This window comes from Micromonospora sp. NPDC005197 (genome assembly GCF_040608295.1).
Taxonomy (GTDB): domain Bacteria; phylum Actinomycetota; class Actinomycetes; order Mycobacteriales; family Micromonosporaceae; genus Micromonospora.
This window is the reverse complement of sequence record NZ_JBEXHY010000023.1, coordinates 41,523-62,020: the sequence shown is the minus strand read 5'-3', so window position 1 is coordinate 62,020 and position 20,498 is coordinate 41,523. Positions and strand designations below refer to the sequence as shown.

The following is a 20,498-nucleotide window of genomic DNA, read 5'->3' as shown; positions in this document are numbered from 1 at the left end:
CGCGGTAGGAGGGGCGCCTTGGCTGACCCGCGAGGCCGACATGCTGACAAGCGGTATACCTCAGAGACATAAATATGTCTCTGAGGTATACCGCTCACCACCGCATCCGCCCCGGCGGAGGTGACCGAGGGTGACCGTTCTACCGTACGGCGCCGGAACCGGTTGACCGGGCCTGTTCACTCGCCGGTGACGCCGTCGATGCGTTCCCGGATCAGGTCGGCGTGGCCGTTGTGCCGGGCGTACTCCTCGATCATGTGCACGTACACCCAGCGCAGGTTGAACGTGCGCTTCTTCGCGCCGACCTCGGTGAACGTCTCGTCGAGCGAGTGCCCGGCGGCGGCCGCGCGGGCCAGGGCCACCTCGCGGTAGAAAATGGCGAAGTCCGCCTCGGCGTCGGCGGCGCTCACGTCGTGGTCGGCGTCCGGGTTCTCCGGCGTGAAGTACGGGTAGTCGACGCGCTCGCCGGCGAAGTTCTCCCGGAACCACCACGCCTCCACCTCGGCGAGGTGCCGGACGAGGCCGAGCAGGGTCAGCCCGGACGGCTCGACGCTCGGAGTGCGCAACTGCTCCTCGGTGAGACCTGCGCACTTGAGCAGCAGTGTCTGCCGGTGGTAGTCGAGCCAGCCGTCGAGCATGGTGCGCTCGTCGCCGACGTACGGTTCCGGGTTCCGGGTGATCTCCGGTGCGATCCACGTCATGGCGCGCATCCTGCCCGGCACACTGACCTGACGCGACGGGTTATTCAGGGCACCACGACGACGGGCCAGTGACCCTTGCGGACCAGCCGGGTGGCGACCGAGCCGACCAGCCGGTGACCGGCCTGCTCGGACGCGCCCACCACCACCATGTCGGCCTGGAACTCGTCGGCCGCCGCGCACAGCTCGGCGTACGCGTCGCCGCGCCGGCACAGGAAGGTCACCGGGATGCCCAACTGCTCGGCCCCACGCCGGCACTCCCGGCGCAGCTCGTCGGCCAACTCGTCGTACGTGCGCTGGACCGCGCCGGCGTCCATGCCGGGCACCAGGGCGGTGAGCCCGCTCGCCGAGCTGACGAAGACCACCACCAGGGCGGCGCCCTGCCGGCGGGCCAGCCCGGCGGCGTAGGCGCCGGCCCGCCCGGAGGTACGGGTGCCGTCCACCCCCACCATGACCACCCGCGGGCCGTCCGTGCCCCGCTCGAAGGGCAGCGGGCTGATCCGAGGGCCGTACTCCTCGCGGTCCGGCGCTCCCACGCTCATGGCTCTACCTCACCTCTGCTCGCCGGTCTGGACCGCGCCGGAGACGAGGTTCGATTCCCCGTCGACCGCATTGGAAACCGGGCTGCCGTTGTGCTGCCGCAGCGGCACCTCCTTGATGAAGCTCACCGCGATCAGCGCGATCAGCGCGAAGGGAGCGGCGGCCAGGAAGATGTCGCCGGCGCCGTGGCCGTACGCGCTCTCCACCACCGCTCGCAGCGGACCGGGCAGGGTGTGCACGTCAGGCAGGGTGCCGCCGCTGCCGGAGCTGGAAGCCCGGATGCCGAGCTGGGACAGCCCGTCGGCGGTGTAGTCCTTGACCTTGTGGGCGAGCACCGCGCCGAGGGCCGAGACGCCGATCGCGCCGCCCAGACTGCGGAAGAACGCCACCACGGAGCTGGCGGCACCCAGCTCGTGCGGGCCGACGGTGTTCTGCACGGCGAGCACGAGGTTCTGCATGGTCAGGCCCAGGCCGACGCCGATCAGCACCATGTAGACGCTGAGCAGGGTGAAACTGGTGTCCGCGCGCAGCGTGCCCATGAGCGCGAAGCCGACGGTGAGCAGCGCCGAGCCGAGCACCAGGAACCGCTTCCAGCGGCCGGTCCTCGTGATGATCCGTCCACCCACCGTCGAGGCGACCAGCAGGCCGAGGATCATCGGCAGGGTCATCAGGCCGGACATGGTCGGGGTCTCGCCCCGGCTGATCTGGAAGTACTGGCCGAGGAAGATCGACGCGCCGAACATGCCCACGCCCACCGCGATGCTGGCGACGACGGCGAGGCTGATCGTGCGGTTGCGGAACAGCCGCGGCGGAATCATCGGCTCGGCGGCCCGGGTCTCCACCCGGATGGCGAGCGCGCCGAGGAGCAGAGCGCCGAGGACCATGGCGACCGACTGCCAGGAGGCCCAGGCGAACTTGTCGCCGGCGAGGGAGACCCAGATCAGCAGCACCGACACGGCCGCGGTGATCAGGGTGGCGCCCCACCAGTCGATCTGCGCCTTGCGCTTGACCACCGGCAGTTTCAGGGTCTTCTGGAGCACGACCAGCGCGGCGATGGCGAACGGCACGCCGACGTAGAAGCACCAGCGCCAGCCGAGCCACGAGGTGTCGACGATCACGCCGCCGATCAGCGGTCCGCCGATGGTGCCGACGGCCATCACGGCGCCGAGGTAGCCGCTGTAGCGGCCCCGCTCGCGCGGCGCGATCATCGTCGCCATGATCACCTGGGCCAGGGCGGTGAGGCCGCCGGCGCCGACGCCCTGGAGCACCCGACACGCGATCAGCTCGCCGGTGCCCTGGGCGGCGCCGGCCAGCACCGACCCGAGGACGTAGATCCCCAGGGCGAGCTGGACCAGCGTCTTCTTGCTGGTCAGGTCGGCGAGTTTGCCCCAGATGGGGGTGGTCGCGGTGGTCGCGAGCAGAGCCGAGGTGACCACCCAGGTGTACGCGGACTGGCCGCCGTGCAGCTCGGTGATGATGCGCGGCAGCGCGTTCGAGACGACCGTGGAGGAGAGGATCGCGACGAACATGCCCAGCAGCAGGCCGGAGAGAGCCTCCAGGATCTGCCGGTGGGTCATGTCGACGGCGGGCGCCCGGGACGCTGTCGCCTGGCTCATCGTTTACTGCCTCCGAGCGGAGTAGAGGTGGTGGGCGGCGGGCCGCACGGCGGGTCCCGCCTGGGAGTTGCCTGAAGCAACCGTACGGTTCGGTTGCCTCAAGCAACAACTGGGCGGACGGTGGCCGCATTCCCACTGTCGGAGGTCATCTCCAGGAATCGTTGAACCGGCCGAGCAGCCGGGCGAACTCCTCGACGTCCCGGGCCGGCCAGTCGTCCAGGGCACGCAGGAACTCGCCCAGGCGGGCGGACCGGGCGACGTCGAACCGGCGCTGGCCCTCCTCGGTGAGGCTGATCTGCGCCGCCCGCCGGTCACTCGGGTCGGGGTCGCGGTGCACCAGACCGAGCGCTTCCAGCCCGTTGATCTGCCGGCTCAGCGTGCCCTTGCCCACGCCGAGCCGCGCCGCCAGCTCGGTCAACCGGATTGATCCACTGCGCCGCAACCAGAGCAGCAGCCCGTACGTGTTCGGTTCGAGGGTCGGGTGCACCTCCCGGGCGATCTCCCACGAAACCGCCCGTCCCCGGCGCAGCAACGCGGTCAGCTCGTGCTCGACAGCCCGGATCGGCTCCGGCAGGTGCTCGTCCACGGGCTAGAGAGTACGGCGAGGCCCGGTCAGTCGTCGCCGGACAGGCGGCGGCTCATCACGGGACGTAGGTGCCCGTCGCTCGTGGTGCCCTCGATGGTCACCTCGGCCCGCCGGCCCCGGTGGGTCAGGGTGGCGACGGCATTGCCGAAGTAGGGACCGGCCAGCTTGCGCCAGCGCACCCCCGGGCGTCGGACACCCGCCGAGCGGGCCAGCGCCCGCGTGGCGCCCGCCGGCCCGGACGACCAGCCCAGCCGCATCAGCGGCCGGATGCCCGCCGGCACCTGGTTGTGGATCGGCGAGCAGGTGAGCTGGTGTACCGGGGTGACCACCGCCGGGTCGGCGAACCGGGCCCGGGCCACGTACGAGTGGTGCACGTCCCCGGAGAGCACGCTGATCGACGCCGGTGGGGCGTACGCCGGTCCGGCGCCGACCCGGGCGCCGGACTGTTTCGGGGTGCCGGTGCCGATCCGGGCGAAGGTCTCCCCGAGCGCCTCGAAGGAGCGTCGGAACGCCGCCCAGTGCTCCAGGTCGAGTGCCCGGCGCAGCTTCTCGGCCCCCCGGGCCACCCACGGCCGGCGCGAGTCGGCCAGCTTCTCGTTCCACGCCTCGATGTGATGGATGCCCTGCGGCAGCAGCCAGGGCAGCGACGCGCCCACCACCAGGTGGTCGTAGACCCCGTGCGCCTGGTCGAGGAACCACGACCACTCACCCGGCGGCAGCATCGCCCGGCTGCCCGGCTCGAGCACCCGGCTGCACCGGTTGTCCAGCATGACCAGCCGGGTGCGCCCCAGGTCGATCGCATAGCTCCACTGGTACTGCACCGCGCGCCAGCGCTCGGTGTCGTGCGCCAGGTCGGACTCCTGGTCGACCCGGTGCCCGAAATCGCGCAGCACGCCGGTGGCGTCCTCCGCGGCGGCGACCTTGGCGAAGACCGGGTCGGCGGCGATCTCGTCCGGGGAGAGGTTGCCCAGGTGCTGGTAGACCCAGTACGAGGCCAGCCCGCTGCCGATCCGTTCGGCCCACCACGGCTGCTCGCGCATCTCGGCACGCCACTCCGCCGAGGTGTTCCAGTCGTCGATGATCTCGTGGTCGTCGAAGATCATCACGCTCGGCACGGTGGAGAGCAGCCAGCGGATCTCCGGATCGCGCCACGACTCCAGATAGAGCTTGGTGTACTCGTCGAAGCTCACCACCTGGTCGGCCGGGGCGCCCTTGGGCCGCCGCCGGCGTCGGCGCAGCAGCCGTCGTACGGTCGGGGAGGTGACGTCGGCGTAGACCTGGTCACCGAGCAGCACCAGCAGGTCGGGCAGCGCGTTCGACTCGGGGTCGGCCATCAACCGGCGGGCGTACGCGTCCAGGGCGTCCGGCGGCAGCTTGCGGGTGGTGGCGTGCTGGGTGGTCTCCCGACAGGAGCCGAAGATCAGGCTGACCGGCTGGTCCAGGTCGTCGACCGCCCGCGTGCGGATCACGCTGGGCGGAAAGCCGCTGCTCTCCACCGGCCAGACCAGCTCGTCGTCGACAAGCACCTCGTAGGTCGTCGTGCTGTCCGGGGTGAGCCCCTCCACCACGACGAGGGCGTAGTGGTGGTCGTACGCCGAGAAGGTGGGTGCGGTGCCGCTGGCGCCGTCGGCCGTGCGGACGGTGACCACGGCGGGCGCGGCGGTCTCCACCCAGATCGTCGCCCGGGTGTCGACCACTCGCCGCAGAAGTGGGCCGATCAGGAGGTGTGCGGCGGGCATGCGGCGAGCCTACCGCCGGTTCGTGAGGCCGGCCGGGTGCGGTGGCTGGGACGCCGTCGCCGGCATCTGACAGGATTCCGGCATGGCCGAATATCTCGTCCTCGCTCTGGTCCTGCTCGGTGTGCTGATCGCCGGCACAGTCGGGCTGGTCGTGCCGCGTCTGCGGCGGCGGCCCGAGCCCCCGCTTCCGCGCACCGAGGTCGACACCCGCGCCGAGGAGGATCTCGCCGGCCCGCCCGTCGAGGCACCGGAGTCCGATCTGTCCACCGGCGTCCTGGTCGAGCCGCCACCCGTCATCGAGGCGCCCGCCCCGACCGTGGAGGTGCCCGAGCCGACCGCCGGCCGCCTGGTCCGACTCCGCTCGCGGCTGTCGCGTTCGCAGAACGTCTTCGGCAAGGGACTGCTTGGCCTGCTCGCCCGCGACCACCTCGACGAGGACGTCTGGGAGGAGATCGAAGACAGCCTGATCAGCGCCGACGTGGGCGTCGACGCGACCCGCGAGATCGTCGACCGGCTGCGCGAGCGGACCCGGGTGCTGGGCACCCGCTCGCCCGGTGAACTGCGCGCGCTGCTCGCGGCCGAACTGGTCAACGCCCTCGACCCCGGGATGGACCGTTCGCTGCGGACCGCCCCGAAGGACGGCGTGCCGGCGGTGGTGCTGGTCGTCGGCGTCAACGGCGCCGGCAAGACCACCACCTGCGGCAAGATCGCCCGGGTGCTGGTCGCCGACGGCCGGACCGTGCTGCTCGGCGCCGCCGACACCTTCCGGGCCGCCGCCGCCGACCAGTTGCAGACCTGGGGCGAACGGGTCGGTGCGGAGACCGTCCGCGGCCCGGAGGCGGCCGACCCGGCCAGCGTCGCGTTCGACGCGGTCCGCCGGGGTATCGACACCGGCGTGGACACCGTGCTCATCGACACCGCCGGCCGCCTGCAGAACAAGGTCGGTCTGATGGACGAGCTGGGCAAGGTCAAGCGCGTGGTGGAGAAGCAGGGGCCGATCGACGAGACACTGCTCATCCTCGATGCCACGACCGGCCAGAACGGTCTGGAGCAGGCCCGGGTGTTCACCGAGGTCGTCAACGTGACAGGTCTGGTGCTGACCAAGCTCGACGGCACCGCGAAGGGCGGCATCGTGATCGCCGTGCAGCGCAAGCTCGGCATCCCGGTGAAGCTCGTCGGCCTCGGTGAGGGCAAGGACGATCTCGCCCCGTTCGACCCGGCGCAGTTCGTCGACGCGCTGCTGGGCACCGAGCCCGCCGGACGGGACGCGTAGTCTCGGGTGACCACTGACGATCGCGCGTACGCGGGCTGGCGCGACCCCGGCCACCCTTCGCAGCGCCTCGGGAGACCGTACGTGACTTCGCAGGAGATCCCGCTGCACGGCGGCAACGTGAGCACCGTGGTCCGGGTCGGTGACACGGTCCGTCGTAACGCCGGGCCGTGGACCCCTTCCGTGCACGCCCTGCTGCGCCACCTGGAGTACGTCGGGTTCACCGGCGCCCCCCGGGCGCTCGGGATGGACGAGCGCAACCGGGAGGTGCTGTCGTACCTGGAGGGGGAGTGCGGGGAGTACCCGCTCGCCCCGCACTGGGTGACCGACGAGGCGCTGGTCACCGTCGCCACCATGCTGCGGATGTTCCACGACGCGCAGTACGGCTTCGCCCCGCCGCCGGGGGCGGTCTGGCGCTCGTTCGGGCCCCCGCCACCGGACACCGAGGTGATCTGCCACCACGACGCCGCGCCGCACAACGTGATCTGGCGGCCGGACGGCACGCTCGGGCTGATCGACTTCGACCTCGCCTCGCCCGGCGCCCGGATCTACGACGTGGCGTACGCCGCGTGGACGTGGGTGCCGATCTTCGCCGACCGGGACTCGATCACGCTGGGCTGGAAGCATCCGGACCGGCCGCGCCGGCTGCGCCTCTTCGCCGACGCGTACGGGCTGATCCCGCGGGACCGGCACCGGCTGATCCGCACCATCCGCAAGCGGATCGTGGACCACGTCGAGGGCATCCGCCGGATGGCCGCCGCCGGTGAGCCGGCGTTCGTCCGGATCGTGCACAAGGGGCACCTGCGGCGGCCGATGCGCGACCTGCGGCTGCTCGACTACGAGCGGCACGCCCTGGAGAACGCCCTCCGCTGAGCGCCGACCGGTCGGTTCCGGAAGGCGGTCGGTCGATGGCTCCACCCGGTCAGCCATCGACGTCCGCCGTCCGGGCGATCAACCCCTGTCCATGCCGCCTGGTGTGCGGACTTCGTGACACGTACGAAACAACCCGTCACGAAACGGAAACCCGCACGGGACCCTGGGTGAAACAGCCGGCCGCGAGGCTTCCGCGCAACCGGCCTACGGGCGACGCTGCCCCGGAAAGCCGCGAAGGAGGACTTCACCTTTAGGAGGCCAGCGTGCCTGAAGCACCGACGATCGACGGCGCCAATACCACGTGGCTGCTGGTTTCGACCGCGCTCGTGCTGCTCATGACCCCCGGACTGGCGCTGTTCTACGGCGGCCTCAACCGGGCCAAGGGCGTACTCAACATGATGATGATGAGCTTCTCGGCCATCGGGCTCATCTCTGTTCTGTGGTGGTTCTACGGCTTCAGCGTCGCCTTCGGGACCGACGTGAACGGCTTCTGGGGTGACCCGGGCGCGTACCTCGGCACCAAGACGTTCCTCGCCGAGACCGACCTGTGGGGCGCCACGGCGGAGAACCCCAGCGGCATCGGGATTCCGCTCTACGTGTTCATGGCGTTCCAGATGGTCTTCGCGGTGATCACCGTCGCGCTGATCAGCGGCGCCATCGCCGACCGGGCCAAGTTCGCCGGCTGGCTGCTGTTCGCCTTCGGCTGGGCCACCCTGGTCTACTTCCCGGTCGCCCACATGGTGTGGGGCGGCGGCATCATCGGCGCTGACATCCACGCACTGGACTTCGCCGGTGGCACCGCGGTGCACATCAACGCCGGTGCGGCGGCCCTGGCCGTGGCGCTGGTGCTCGGCAAGCGGCTCGGCTGGCCCCGCGAGGGCATGAAGCCGCACAACATCCCGCTGGTCGCGCTCGGCGCCGGTCTGCTGTGGTTCGGGTGGTTCGGGTTCAACGCCGGCTCGGAACTGACCGTCGACTCGGTCGCCGGTCTCGCTTTCATCAACACCCAGCTCGCCACCGCGGCCGCGGTGCTCGGCTGGATCGCGGTCGAGTGGGTCAAGGACCGCAAGCCGACCATGGTCGGCGCGTCGTCCGGCGCGGTCGCCGGCCTGGTCGCGATCACCCCGGCCTGTGGTTTCATCGCACCCTGGGCGTCCGTCCTGCTCGGCATCGTCGCCGGGGTCGTGTGCGCGCTCGCGGTAAGCCTCAAGTACCGGCTCGGCTACGACGACTCCCTCGACGTGGTCGGCGTGCACTTCGTCGGTGGCTGGATCGGCTCGCTCTGGCTCGGCCTGTTCGCCACCAACTCGGTCAACGCCGCGATCAGCGACGTGGTGGGCGCCTCCGACGGCCTGTTCTACGGCGGCGGCGCGACCCAGCTCGGTCGGCAGGCCCTCGCCGGCCTGATCGTCACCGCCTGGTCGTTCGGCATCGCCTGGGTGCTCGCCTTCGTCATCGAGAAGACGATCGGCTTCCGCGTCCAGGGTGAGGCCGAGGTCGAGGGCATCGACATCGCCGAGCACGCCGAGAGCAGCTACGACCTGTCCCCGGCCGGCGGCGGCACGGGCAGCGCGTTCGCGATGGCCGGCATCGGCACCCCTGGTGGCGGAGCGCCGAGCGGTGCCACGCCGGAGGCGGAGTCCACCGAGCCGGTCAGCGCCAAGGTCGCCGGTTAACGTTTTTGGGATGGAGGGGTTGGACATGAAGCTGGTGACCGCGGTCATCAAGCCGTACCAGCTGGACGCGGTGAAGGAGGCTCTGCACGCCCTGGGCGTGGCCGGGCTGACCGTCAGCGAGGTCCAGGGGTACGGACGGCAGAAGGGGCACACCGAGGTCTACCGGGGTGCCGAGTACACGGTCGAGTTCCTGCCCAAGATCCGGGTCGAGGTGCTCACCGACGAGATCGACGTGGAAAAGATCGTGGACGCCATCGTCGGCGCCGCCCGCACGGGCAAGATCGGCGACGGCAAGGTGTGGGTCACCGGTGTCGAGGAGGTCGTCCGGGTGCGTACCGGCGAGCGCGGCCTCGACGCCCTCTGATCCGGGCCACGACGACATGACCTCGTTGATCAAGAAGAACGCGTCAGGGCACGCCGGTGACGGCGACGCGAACCTCTTGATCAACGAGGTCGTCGGCGTACCTGGGGGGATCGGGGAGGCCGCCCGCCGGGCCCGGGCGGCCGCGTACGACGAGTTTCTGCGCGGGTTGCTGCCGGCGCGCGACGGGGTCGCGCTGATAGCCGTCGGGGGGTTGGGGCGGCGGCAGTGTGCCCCCTACGGCGACCTCGACCTGGTGCTGCTGCACGCCGGGGTGCCCGGCACGGACGAGTTGGCGGCCTCGGTCTGGTACCCGATCTGGGACGCCGGCCTGCGCCTGGACCACTCGGTGCGGACCGTCTCCGAGGCCCTCTCGGTGGCCCAGGACGACGTCAAGGTCGCCCTCGGGCTGCTCGACGCCCGCCTGGTGGTCGGCGACCAGGCGCTCGCCGACGCCCTGATCCGCACCGCCGCCGATCACTGGCGGCGTACCGCCGTCCGCCATCTGCCGGGCCTGCGGGAGGTCACTGTCGCTCGCTGGCAGGCGCACGGCGAGCTGGCCTTCCTCCTCGAAGGCGACCTGAAGGAGGCCGCCGGCGGGCTACGCGACGTCGGGCTGCTGCGCGCCATCTCCGCAGCGGGGATCACCGACGCGCTGCGCCCCGCCGTCCGCGCCGCCCACCTGCGCCTGCTGGACACCCGCGACGCCCTGCACCAGCAGGTCGGTCGCCGGGTCGACCGGCTGGTCGCCCAGGAACGCGAGGGCGTCGCCGCGCTGCTCGGGGCGGAGGACGGCGACGCCCTCCTGCGTCGGGTGGCCGGGGACGCGCGCACGGTCAGCCACGCCCTCGACGACGCCTTCCGCGCCGCCGACCGGCTGCGCTCCGGCCGCTCCCGGAGCGGGAACGGCGGTCCCGTCCGCCGGCCCGTGGCCCGGGACGTGGTCGAGCACGACGGGGAGCTGGTGCTAGCCCGGACGGCGATCGGCGCGCGCCCCGACCCGAGCCTGTCGCTGCGGGTGGCCGCCGCGGCGGCCACGACCCGGCTGCCGATCGCGCGGGCCACCTGCGAGTGGCTGGCGGCGTACTGCCCCCCGCTGCCCGCGCCCTGGCCGGCCGAGGCCCGGGCCGCGCTGACCACGCTGCTGGGCGCCGGTCCCGGCCTGGTGCCGGCCTGGGAGACCTGCGACCGGTACGGGCTGGTGGACGGCTGGCTGCCCGAGTGGACCAGACTGCGCAGCCTGCCCCAGCACAACCCGGTGCACCGCTACACCCTGGACCGGCACCTCGTGCAGGCCGCCCACGAGGCCAGCCGGCACGCCCGCGAGGTGGACCGCCCCGACCTGCTGCTGCTCGGCGCCCTGCTGCACGACATCGGCAAGGGCCTGCCCGGTGACCACAGCACCGTCGGCGTGCCGCTCGCCGAGACGGTGGCGACCCGGGTCGGGCTGCCCGGCCCGGAGGTCGAGCTGATCGGCACGCTGGTCCGGCTGCACCTGCTCCTGCCCGACGTGGCCACCCGCCGGGACCTCGCCGACCCGGTCACCATCGCGTCGGTCGCCGAGGCGGTGGGGGACACCGGCACACTCGACCTGCTGCACGCGCTGGTCCGTGCGGACGCCGCGGCCACCGGCCCGGCCGCCTGGTCGGACTGGAAGGGACGACTGGTCGCCGAGCTGGTCGCCCGCGTCCGTACCGCCCTGGACACCGGCGTGCTGCCCGAGCCACCCGCGCCCGATCCGGCGCTGCTGGCCGGGCCGCTGCCGGTCGTCCATCTCACCGGAGACCGGGTGGCGGTGGCCGCCGCCGACCGGCGGGGACTGCTCGCCACGGTGGCCGGCTGCCTGGCCCTGCACCGCCTGGAGGTGCTCTCCGCGGACGCCTCCGTGGTCGATGGCCGGGCCCTTGTCGAGTGCCGGGTGCAACCCCGCTACGGCCTGCCGGCCGACCCGGTCCCGCTGCGCGCCGACCTCCGTCGCGCGGTCGCCGGCGACGTGTCCGTCACCCAACGGCTGCGCGGCCGTGCGCTCGCCGCCCGGGGCAGCGGTGCCGCTCCCCGGGTCGTCTGGCACCGCGAGGCCGCCACCGACGCCGTGCTGCTCGAACTTCGCGCCGCGGACGCCGCCGGGCTGCTCTACCGGGTCGCCTGCGCGCTCGACGAGGCGGGAGCCCTGGTCCGCGCCGCGCGCATCTCCACCCTCGGCGCCGACGTGGTCGACGCCTTCTACCTGGTGGGTGGCTGGCCGGACGACGCCACCCGGGCCCGCCTGGAGGCCGCCGTCCTCGCCGCCGTCTGAGTGGGTGGGTACGTCCCGGGGCGTAGCGGCGGTGCCGCTCGTGGACGCACGTCAGGGGGCGTCGGCGCGGGCAGAATGACGGCCATGCGATGGAACGGGCGGCGGGCGTGGCCGGGCGCGGTGGGTGACGCCGTGCTCGCCCTGGCGCTGCTCGGGTTCGGGCAGCTCGCCACCGGGCTCGCGGGGGTCAACCAGCCGGGGTCGACGCCGGTGGACGGGTTCTGCCGGGTGCTCATGGCGGTCGCCGCGCTGGCCCTGGTCGGCCGCCGCTACGCCCCGGTGAGCACCCTCGTCGTGGTCACCGTGGCCACCACGACGTACCTGGTGCTCGGCTATCCGTACGGGCCGATTCTGCTCACTTTCCTGATCGCGGTGTACACCGTGGCCGTGCGGCTGCCGGTGCGCCCGGCGGCGCTCGCCACCGCCGGCGCGTTCGCGGTGCTGCTGGCGCACGTCTTCTGGTCCCGGGGGCCGGCGCCGGGCTGGGCCGGAGTGCTCCCCGCGTCGGCCTGGGCGGTCGTACCCTTCGCTGCGGGCGTGGTCGTGCGGGTCAACCGCGAGGCCGCCGCCCGCAGCCGCGCCGAGCAGGCCCGCGATCGTGTCGAGCAGGCCCGGCGGCAGGCCGACGAGGAGCGGCTGCGCATCGCTCAGGAGGTGCACGACGTGGTGGGGCACGGGCTGGCCGCGATCAGCATGCAGGCGGAGATCGCCCTCCATCTGCTGCCGAAACGGCCGGAGCAGGCGGAGGTCGCGCTGACCGCGATCGGTCGCACCAGTCGGGAGGCGCTGGACGAACTCCGCGTCACGCTGGGCGCGGTGCGCCGGGGCGCGGAGCGCGAACCGGTGCCGGGACTGGCTCGGCTCCCGGCGCTGTGCGAACGGTTGGCCGGTGCCGGTCTCGCCGTCGACCTGCGCCGTGACGGCGACCCTCGGGAGTTGCCGGCGGCGGTGGACCTGGCCGCGTACCGGGTGGTGCAGGAGGCGCTGACCAACGTGCTGCGGCACGCCGGGGTGACCAGCGCGGAGGTGACCGTCGGCTACCGGGCCGACGAGGTGACCGTCGAGGTCACCGACCGGGGCGTCGGCGCCGCCGCCGGCCCGTTCGACGCGGCCGACGGCCAGACCGGAGGGCACGGTCTGGCCGGTATGCGGGAGCGGGTGGCCGCGCTGGGCGGGCGGCTGACCATCGGACCGCGCCCGGACGGCGGATTCCGCGTCTGGGCCCGGCTGCCCGTGGAGCCGCCCGCGTGATCCGGGTGCTGATCGCCGACGACCAGGATCTGGTCCGCCTTGGGCTGCGCGCGCTGGTGGAGAGCGAGGACGACCTGGCGCTCGCCGGCGAGGCGGCCGACGGGCTGCGGGCGGTGGAGCTGGCCCGCCAGGTTCGGCCGGACGTGGTGCTGATGGACATCCGGATGCCCGGCATCGACGGGATCGAGGCGACCCGCCGGATCGTCGCCGACCCCGAGCTGACCGGCACGCGGGTGGTGGTGCTCACCACCTTCGAGCTGGACGAGTACGTCTTCGACGCGCTGCGCCACGGCGCGAGCGGGTTCCTCACCAAGGACACCCGGCCGCCGGAGCTGCTGCGCGCCATCCGGCTGGTCGCCGAGGGAGAGGCGCTGCTGTCCCCGTCGGTGACCCGGCGGGTGGTGCGGGAGTTCGCCACCCGGCCGTCGAGGGCACCCCGTCCGCACCCGCGGCTGGACACCCTCACCGACCGGGAGCGCCAGGTCGTCGGCCTGGTCGGTGAGGGCCTGAACAACGAGGAGATCGCCGCCCGGTTGGTGGTCAGCCCGGCGACCGCTCGGACCCACGTCAGCCGGGCGATGGGCAAGCTGGGCGCCCGGGATCGGGCCCAGCTCGTCGTCTTTGCGTACCAGTCGGGTCTGGTGTCGGGGTGAGGCCCGGGAAGCGGGCCGGGCCGGGCGGAAGCAACCCCGCGGCTGGGCGGTTACCCTAGCGGTGGCCGGACTCCGCAGTGCCGGCCGCGTTGTGCCCGCCGGAACACTGACAAACGGGATGTTCGTGTGTTTGACACCTTGAGTGACCGCCTGTCCGGGATCTTCACCAAGCTCCGCGGCAAGGGGCGGCTCACCGACGCCGACATCGACGCCACCGCGCGCGAGATCCGCCTCGCGCTGCTGGAGGCGGACGTCGCGCTGCCGGTGGTCAAGGGCTTCATCGCGGCCGTCAAGGAGCGCGCCCGCAGCGCCGAGGTCTCCCAGGCGCTCAACCCGGCCCAGCAGATCATCAAGATCGTCAACGAAGAGCTGATCAAGGTGCTCGGCGGCGAGGGCCGACGGCTCCAGTTCGCCAAGCAGCCGCCCACGGTGATCATGCTGGCCGGCCTCCAGGGCTCCGGTAAGACCACCCTCGCCGGCAAGCTGGCCCGCTGGCTCAAGGCCCAGGGGCACCAGCCGCTGCTGGTCGCCGCCGACCTCCAGCGCCCCAACGCCGTCGGGCAGCTCCAGGTGCTCGGTGGCCGGGCCGGCGTCGAGGTGTACGCCCCGGAGCCCGGCAACGGCACCGGTGACCCGGTGCAGGTGGCCCGCGCCTCGATCGAGCACGCGAAGCGCGCGGCCCGCGACATCGTCATCGTCGACACCGCCGGCCGCCTCGGCATCGATGCCGAGATGATGCAGCAGGCCGCCGACATCCGCGACGCCGTCTCGCCGGACGAGGTCATCTTCGTCATCGACGCGATGGTCGGTCAGGACGCCGTCCGCACCGCCGAGGCGTTCCGCGACGGCGTCGGCATCACCGGCGTGGTGCTCTCCAAGCTCGACGGCGACGCCCGTGGTGGCGCCGCGCTCTCCGTGCGCGAGGTGACCGGGCAGCCGATCCTGTTCGCGTCCACCGGCGAGAAGCTGGAGGACTTCGACGTCTTCCACCCCGACCGGATGGCCAGCCGGATCCTCGGCATGGGCGACGTCCTCACTCTGATCGAGCAGGCCGAGCAGGCCTTCGACTCGGATCAGAAGGAGAAGATGACCGCCAAGCTGATGGGCGGCGAGCAGTTCACCCTGGACGACTTCCTCGACCAGCTCATCGCGGTGCGGCGGATGGGCCCGATCGCCAACGTGCTGGCCATGATGCCGGGCATGGGGCAGATGAAGGACCAGCTCGCCGAGCTGGACGACAGTCACTTCGACCGGGTCACCGCGATCATCCGGTCGATGACCCCGGGCGAGCGCACCAACCCGAAGATCATCAACGGTTCCCGCCGGGCGCGCATCGCCAACGGCTCCGGGGTCACCGTGATGGACGTCAACCAGCTGCTCAACCGCTTCGCCGACGCGCAGAAGATGATGAAGCAGATGGGCGGCATGATGGGCCTGCCCGGCGGTGGCCGGCGCAAGGCGACGAAGTCCCCGAAGAACAAGCGCAAGGGCACCAAGGGTGGCGGTCGTCCGCGTACGGGCGCCGGCATGCCGGCCGGCTTCCCGGGTGGCATGCCGCAGCTCCCGCCGGGGATGGACCCGAACGACCTCGCGGGCGGCCAGGGCCTTCCGCCCGGCTTCAAGCTCCCGAAGATCGACTTCAACAAGCTCGGCAAGGGTGGCGACAAGGGCCCGCGCTGACGCGTGTCGGTGACGGCGGGCGACGTTTCCGGCGCTTAGGGTGACGTCGCCCCTTGGAAGGAGATGTCATGACCGCTGCCCCGATCCTGCCCGAACGGCACGAGTGGACGGTCGACGACCTCGGTGATCTGCCGAAGGACCTTCCGTACGAACTGATCAACGGAAGGTTGATCGTGCCGTCCCCCACGCCGCTGCACCAGTTCATCTGCGGTCGAGTCATGTTCGCCCTGGAACTCGCCTGCCCGGACGACTTCTTCGTCAGCATGGACCAGTCGCTCTCGATCGACCGCCGCAACGAGCCACGGCCGGACGTGGTGGTCATCCGCGTCGAGCAGGCCAACAGGTCACCCGTGCCGGTGCAGGACGCTCTCCTCGCGGTCGAGGTGATCTCGCCCGATTCCACTATTCGTGATCGGCACGAGAAGGTGCGCATCTACGCCAATGCAGGCGTCGCCGCATACTGGGTGATCGACCCGTTGCGGGAGAAGGTCACCTTCACCGAACTGCTGCTCAGCCCCAAGGGCGGCTACGAGCCCAGCGTGGAGACCGATGGCCTCGTCACGATCGACCGCCCGTGGAAGGTGACACTGGACCTGCCGGCGTGGACGCGCCGCCGACAGGAGGTCCTCGAACGGGCAAAGAGGTGATCGGGTAGGACTGTGCGCATGGCTCTTCATGTGCGCGGCGTGCTGCTCCCCGACGACGAGGTCCGGGATCTCTGGCTGGTCGGCGACCGGGTGACCTTCACCCCGGTGCCCGGGGCGGAGACGGTCGTCGACGGCGGGTTCGTCCTTCCGGGGCTGGTCGACGCGCACTGCCACATCGGCATCGCCCGCGGTGGCGCCCCGATCACCTCCCTCGACCAGGCCCGCGAGTTGGCCCGCGTGGACCGGGACGCCGGTGTGCTGACGATCCGTGACGCGGGTTCGCCGTACCCGTACCCCGAACTCGACGACGAACCGGACCTGCCGCGACTGGCCCGCGCCGGCCGGCACGTCGCGCCTCCGAAGCGCTACCTGCGTGACATCGGCGTCGAGGTCGGCGCGGCCGAGGTGGCGGCGACGGTGGCCGCGCAGGCCCGAGCCGGCAACGGCTGGGTGAAGCTGGTCGGTGACTGGATCGACCGGGGCGTGGGCGATCTCGCGCCAGCCTGGGACGCCGACACCCTCACCGCCGCCGTCCGGGCCGCGCACGACGCCGGGGTACGCGCCGCGGTGCACACCTTCTCCGAGTCGGCCGTCGAGATCATGGTGCGGGCCGGGGTGGACTCGGTGGAGCACGGCACCGGGCTGAGCCTCGACCTGATCGACGAGATGGCCCGCCAGGGCACCGCGCTGGTCCCCACAATGATCAACATCGCCACCTTCGGGGGCATCGCCGAGCAGGCGCGGGGCAAGTTCCCCGGCTACGCCGAGCACATGCTCGCGCTGCGCGACCGTTTCCCGGAGGTGGTGCGGGCCGCGCACGAGGCGGGCGTGCCGATCTACGTGGGCACCGACGCCGGTGGTGGCATCGACCACGGGCTGGCCGCCGAGGAGATGATGCTGCTGCACGAGCGCGCCGGCCTGGCGCCGATCGACGTGCTCGCCGCCGCGTCCTGGGGCGCCCGCGAATGGCTCGGCTTCCCCGGCCTGGTCGAGGGCGGCCTCGCCGACCTGACCGTCTACCCCGAGGACCCCCGCCACGACCTACGCGTCGTTCGTGCTCCGTCCCGCACGATCCTGCGCGGCCGAGTTCTCCGCTGACCCCACGCCGCGCCGCGCCGGGCCGCGTCACGCTGGGCCGCGTCGGGCGGTGCCGGGCCGCGTCACGCCGTGCCGGGCGGCGTCACGCCGTGCCGGGCCGTGTGCCCCGCCCACCGCAAGATCGTGCTGGATCCAGGAAGTAGGGGCCTCGGCGTCGTGGGGATGCCACTACAACCAGGATCGAGCACGATCTTGCCGGGCGGAGAGGTCGACGAGGGAAGATCCGCGCAACTTCCCTGATATTGCTGCCTCACGTTCGCCGGAGGCAGCAACATCACCGATGTTGTGCGGATCTTGGCGCGTTGCGCGGGGGCGCGGGGGCGTCGGGGGTGCGTGGGCGCGACGACGCGACGACGCGACGGTGCGGCACGTGGAGGGGCCAGATGCGGCGCGCGACGGACGGCGCGGCGCGGGGCGCTGGGACGCGGGGTGGGAGGGTCAGCGGGGCGGGCGGGTGGCGGCGGCGGTGAAGAGGTGCACGGCCAGGTCGGCCAGGGCCGTGGCGGTCTGGTCGATCGGGGAGCGGGGGAGCACGATGTGGCTCACCACCAGGCGGACGATCGTGTCGGCGGCGAAGGCCAACGCTTCCTGGTCCGCTCCCGGCAGGTGGTCGCCGGCCCACTCGATCAGCGCGCCGGACGCCTCGGTGAGGACCACCTCGGCCCGGGTGGTGAGGTACGGAAGCAGTTCGTCCGAGCCGCCCCGGGCGCTGGTGAGGATGGCCTTGACCAGCGGGTTGTCGGCCGCCGTGGCGAGGGTGTGGGCGATCGCGGCGTACGCGCCGGCCCGTACGTCGGCGCCGTGCGCGAGCAACGCCTCTCGGACGTCGCCGACGAACCGGTCCACCTCGCGCCGGGCGAGCGCCTCGGCGAGGCCCGCCTTGCTGCCGAACTCGTTGTAGACGGTCTGCCGACTGACCCCCGCCGTGGTGGCCACGCCACCCATGCGGACCGCGTCCCAGCCGGCGGCGATGGTCCGTGCGCGGGCGGCGTCCACGATTGCGTCCCGCAGTCGCTGGCGTGGTGAGTCGGTCGTCGCAGTCATGGTGGTCGAATTCTACGGTCCCCCCGCCGACCCGCCCAGCGCGCGCGGCGGGCCCCGCCCGGCGCGCGCCGCCGACGTGTCCGGCGTGCGCTGTCGACTCGACCGGCATTCGCCGAAGGCCCCGCTCAGCGCCTGCCCAGCGCGTGTCGCCGGACCGGCCGGTGCCGGGCCCTGCCGCCGCGCGGAGGGCACGTCGCGCGGCGCGGCGCCTCCCGGGCGCGGCGGGGCCCCGCGTGGCGCATAGGATGTGCGGTCATGGCACGCGTGCTCACTCCCCGTGCGGAGGACTTCCCCCGCTGGTACCAGGACCTGATCGCCAAGGCGAAGCTGGCCGACAACGGCCCGGTCCGCGGCACCATGGTCATCCGCCCGGCCGGCTACGCCATCTGGGAGCGGATGCAGGCCGAGATGGACGCCCGGATCAAGGCGGCCGGCGCGGAGAACGCGTACTTCCCGCTGTTCATCCCGGAGAGCTACCTGAAGCGCGAGGCCCAGCACGTCGAGGGCTTCTCGCCGGAGCTGGCGGTCGTCACCCACGGTGGCGGCAAGCAGCTCGCCGAGCCGGTGGTGGTGCGCCCCACCAGCGAGACGGTGATCGGCGAGTTCATGGCCAAGTGGATCGACTCGTACCGGGACCTGCCGCTGCTGCTCAACCAGTGGGCGAACGTGGTCCGGTGGGAGCTGCGCCCGCGGATCTTCCTGCGGACCAGTGAGTTCCTCTGGCAGGAGGGGCACACCGCGCACGCCACCCGCGAGGACGCCCGCGCCTACGCGCGGCGGATCCTGCACGAGGCGTACGAGGACCTGATGGTCAACGTGCTCGGCATTCCGGTGGTGGTGGGTCTGAAGACGGCCCGCGAGCGCTTCGCCGGGGCCACCGCCACGTACACCTGCGAAGGCATGATGGGTGACGGCAAGGCGTTGCAGTTGGGCACCAGCCACGAGCTGGGCCAGAACTTCGCCAAGGCGTTCGACATCAGCTACTCCGCCAAGGAGGGCGGTCGCGAGCACGCCTGGACGACCTCCTGGGGCACGTCGACGCGGATGCTCGGCGGGCTGATCATGGCGCACGGCGACGACAACGGCCTGCGGGTGCCGCCGAGGCTGGCGCCCATCCAGGCGTACATCATGATCGTCAAGGACGGCGAGGGCGTCGCCGAGGCGGCGGCCAAGCTGCGCGACGGCCTGCGCGACGCCGGTGTCCGGGTCGCGCTCGACGACCGGACCGACACCGCGTTCGGCCGCCGGGCCGTCGACGCCGAGCTGCGTGGCTATCCGGTACGCGTCGAGGTCGGCCCTCGCGACCTGGCCGTCGGCAACGCGACGGTGGTCCGCCGTACCGACGGGTCGAAGTCCCCGACGCCGGTGGCCGACGTGGTCGGCGCGGTGCTGGCGGCGCTGGAGGCCGATCAGCAGGCGCTGCACGACCAGGCCCTCGCGCACCGCGAGTCGCGCACCGTCGAGGTGTCGACGCTTGCCGAGGCGATCGAGGCGGCGGCCACCGGCTGGGCCAAGGTGCCGTGGTCGGCGGTCGGCGTGGCCGGCGAGGCCGAGGCGAACGGCCAGGGCGTGACGGTGCGTTGTCTGCTGCGCGCCGACGGCTCGGTGCCGGACTCGGAGGACGAGCCCGACCTGGTCGCCATCCTCGCTCGCGCCTACTGAGGTGACTGTCGACCGCTTCGAGCCGGGTCGGCTGATCCTGCACCGAAACGTGCGGCGGGGGCGGATCGGGTGGGTCCGGCCGGCGCGGGTCGTCCTCGACGACGAGCGAGGGCTGCTGCTCTGGATCGCGAAGGGCTCGCCGGTGGCCCACGAGGTGAACGCGGTCGGCCTGACCATGCGAGGGCTGCCGTTCGCCGACTGGATCACGCCGACCTACCAGCTCGCACAGGTGCGCTGGAACGGACCACCGCTGCTGAAGTTCCTGCCCACCGGCGCGGCGCACTCCGTCTGGTGGTTCCGCGACGCGGCGGGCCGGTTCAGCCACTGGTACGTCAATCTGGAGGAGCCCGGCGTGCGCTGGGACGACGGGGCGGTGGCCGGCGTCGACGTGATCGACCAGGATCTCGACGTGCTGGTGGCCGCGGACCGCACCTGGCAGTGGAAGGACGAGGACGAGTTCGTCGAGCGTCTCGCCTTCGGTGAGGACTACTGGGTGACCGACGAGAAGGCGGTCCGCGCCGAGGGGGAGCGGGTGATCGCGCTCGCCGAGGCGGGTGAGTTCCCGTTCGACGGCACCTGGTGCGACTTCGCACCGCCGCCAGACTGGGACGTACCGGACGAACTTCCGCCCGGGTGGGACCGCCCACCGGTGCGGTGAGAGGTGTTCCGGGTCACCGGTGACGCGGTGTCCGGGTCCGATGCGTGCGATCGGCATCGGATCTGGCAGAATGGGTCGCTGGTATCCGGCGCGCGTTCGGCGCCCTCTAACCCGGGCGCGTTGCCAGTCCACCGAGTAGTCTCCGGCCCAACC

At 72.4% G+C, this 20,498-nt stretch carries 18 protein-coding genes; 12 read left to right on the top strand and 6 right to left on the bottom strand.

Annotation, left to right across the window (positions count from 1 at the left end):
- Window positions 1-176: 176 nt before the first annotated feature.
- From ABZU46_RS11450 to ABZU46_RS11430, 5 genes are all read right to left on the bottom strand, one after another.
- Complete coding sequence (locus tag ABZU46_RS11450; protein WP_354856423.1) at window positions 177-698, bottom strand: DinB family protein; 522 nt, start codon at window positions 696-698, stop codon at window positions 177-179.
- Window positions 699-742: 44 nt separating this feature from the next.
- Window positions 743-1,237 (bottom strand): universal stress protein, encoded by a 495-nt coding sequence (locus ABZU46_RS11445; RefSeq protein ID WP_354856421.1) that lies wholly within the window; start codon window positions 1,235-1,237, stop codon window positions 743-745.
- A 9-nt stretch (window positions 1,238-1,246) separates the two neighbouring features.
- Window positions 1,247-2,851 (bottom strand): MDR family MFS transporter, encoded by a 1,605-nt coding sequence (locus ABZU46_RS11440; protein ID WP_354856419.1) that lies wholly within the window; start codon window positions 2,849-2,851, stop codon window positions 1,247-1,249.
- A gap of 145 nt (window positions 2,852-2,996) precedes the next feature.
- On the bottom strand, window positions 2,997-3,437 hold the full coding sequence (locus tag ABZU46_RS11435; RefSeq protein WP_354856417.1) for a MarR family transcriptional regulator: 441 nt from the start codon (window positions 3,435-3,437) through the stop codon (window positions 2,997-2,999).
- Window positions 3,438-3,463: 26 nt separating this feature from the next.
- The gene (locus ABZU46_RS11430) at window positions 3,464-5,176 is read right to left on the bottom strand and encodes an alkaline phosphatase D family protein (protein ID WP_354856416.1); all 1,713 of its coding nucleotides are present in this window, start codon (window positions 5,174-5,176) and stop codon (window positions 3,464-3,466) included.
- Between the two features lie 82 nt (window positions 5,177-5,258).
- On the opposite strand from ABZU46_RS11430, the gene ftsY reads away from it, so the two are divergent.
- The 10 genes from ftsY (at window position 5,259) to ABZU46_RS11380 (ending at window position 16,981) form a co-directional block, all read left to right on the top strand.
- A complete protein-coding gene (ftsY, locus tag ABZU46_RS11425; protein ID WP_354856414.1) occupies window positions 5,259-6,449 on the top strand; it encodes a signal recognition particle-docking protein FtsY in 1,191 nt (396 codons plus the stop codon).
- A gap of 6 nt (window positions 6,450-6,455) precedes the next feature.
- Window positions 6,456-7,319 carry an aminoglycoside phosphotransferase family protein gene (locus ABZU46_RS11420; protein WP_234590129.1) on the top strand — a complete coding sequence of 288 codons (864 nt, stop codon included), beginning with the start codon at window positions 6,456-6,458 and terminating at the stop codon, window positions 7,317-7,319.
- 263 nt (window positions 7,320-7,582) lie between these two features.
- Window positions 7,583-8,995 (top strand): ammonium transporter, encoded by a 1,413-nt coding sequence (locus ABZU46_RS11415; RefSeq protein WP_354856412.1) that lies wholly within the window; start codon window positions 7,583-7,585, stop codon window positions 8,993-8,995.
- 25 nt (window positions 8,996-9,020) lie between these two features.
- Window positions 9,021-9,359 (top strand): P-II family nitrogen regulator, encoded by a 339-nt coding sequence (locus ABZU46_RS11410; protein WP_007456507.1) that lies wholly within the window; start codon window positions 9,021-9,023, stop codon window positions 9,357-9,359.
- 16 nt (window positions 9,360-9,375) lie between these two features.
- Complete coding sequence (locus ABZU46_RS11405; protein ID WP_354856410.1) at window positions 9,376-11,652, top strand: [protein-PII] uridylyltransferase; 2,277 nt, start codon at window positions 9,376-9,378, stop codon at window positions 11,650-11,652.
- 84 nt (window positions 11,653-11,736) lie between these two features.
- Window positions 11,737-12,903 (top strand): sensor histidine kinase, encoded by a 1,167-nt coding sequence (locus ABZU46_RS11400; protein WP_354856408.1) that lies wholly within the window; start codon window positions 11,737-11,739, stop codon window positions 12,901-12,903.
- Window positions 12,900-13,556, top strand: a complete 657-nt coding sequence (locus ABZU46_RS11395; RefSeq protein WP_234590136.1) for a response regulator transcription factor — start codon at window positions 12,900-12,902, stop codon at window positions 13,554-13,556. The genes ABZU46_RS11400 and ABZU46_RS11395 overlap by 4 nt, the downstream gene beginning before the upstream one ends.
- Before the next feature lie 126 nt (window positions 13,557-13,682).
- Window positions 13,683-15,236: a signal recognition particle protein gene (ffh, locus tag ABZU46_RS11390; protein WP_354856405.1), complete on the top strand. Its 1,554-nt coding sequence runs from the start codon at window positions 13,683-13,685 to the stop codon at window positions 15,234-15,236.
- A 68-nt stretch (window positions 15,237-15,304) separates the two neighbouring features.
- A complete protein-coding gene (locus ABZU46_RS11385) occupies window positions 15,305-15,883 on the top strand; it encodes a Uma2 family endonuclease (RefSeq protein WP_354856403.1) in 579 nt (192 codons plus the stop codon).
- 18 nt (window positions 15,884-15,901) lie between these two features.
- Window positions 15,902-16,981 (top strand): amidohydrolase family protein, encoded by a 1,080-nt coding sequence (locus tag ABZU46_RS11380; protein ID WP_354856401.1) that lies wholly within the window; start codon window positions 15,902-15,904, stop codon window positions 16,979-16,981.
- A 438-nt stretch (window positions 16,982-17,419) separates the two neighbouring features.
- Here ABZU46_RS11380 and ABZU46_RS11375 read toward each other — a convergent pair whose 3' ends face one another.
- Window positions 17,420-18,025 carry a TetR family transcriptional regulator gene (locus ABZU46_RS11375; RefSeq protein ID WP_354856399.1) on the bottom strand — a complete coding sequence of 202 codons (606 nt, stop codon included), beginning with the start codon at window positions 18,023-18,025 and terminating at the stop codon, window positions 17,420-17,422.
- Between the two features lie 255 nt (window positions 18,026-18,280).
- Between ABZU46_RS11375 and proS the strand changes: the two genes are divergently transcribed.
- Window positions 18,281-19,687, top strand: a complete 1,407-nt coding sequence (gene proS, locus ABZU46_RS11370) for a proline--tRNA ligase (protein WP_354856398.1) — start codon at window positions 18,281-18,283, stop codon at window positions 19,685-19,687.
- A 1-nt stretch (window position 19,688) separates the two neighbouring features.
- Window positions 19,689-20,345, top strand: a complete 657-nt coding sequence (locus ABZU46_RS11365; RefSeq protein WP_354856397.1) for a DUF402 domain-containing protein — start codon at window positions 19,689-19,691, stop codon at window positions 20,343-20,345.
- The last annotated feature ends 153 nt before the right edge of the window (window positions 20,346-20,498 follow it).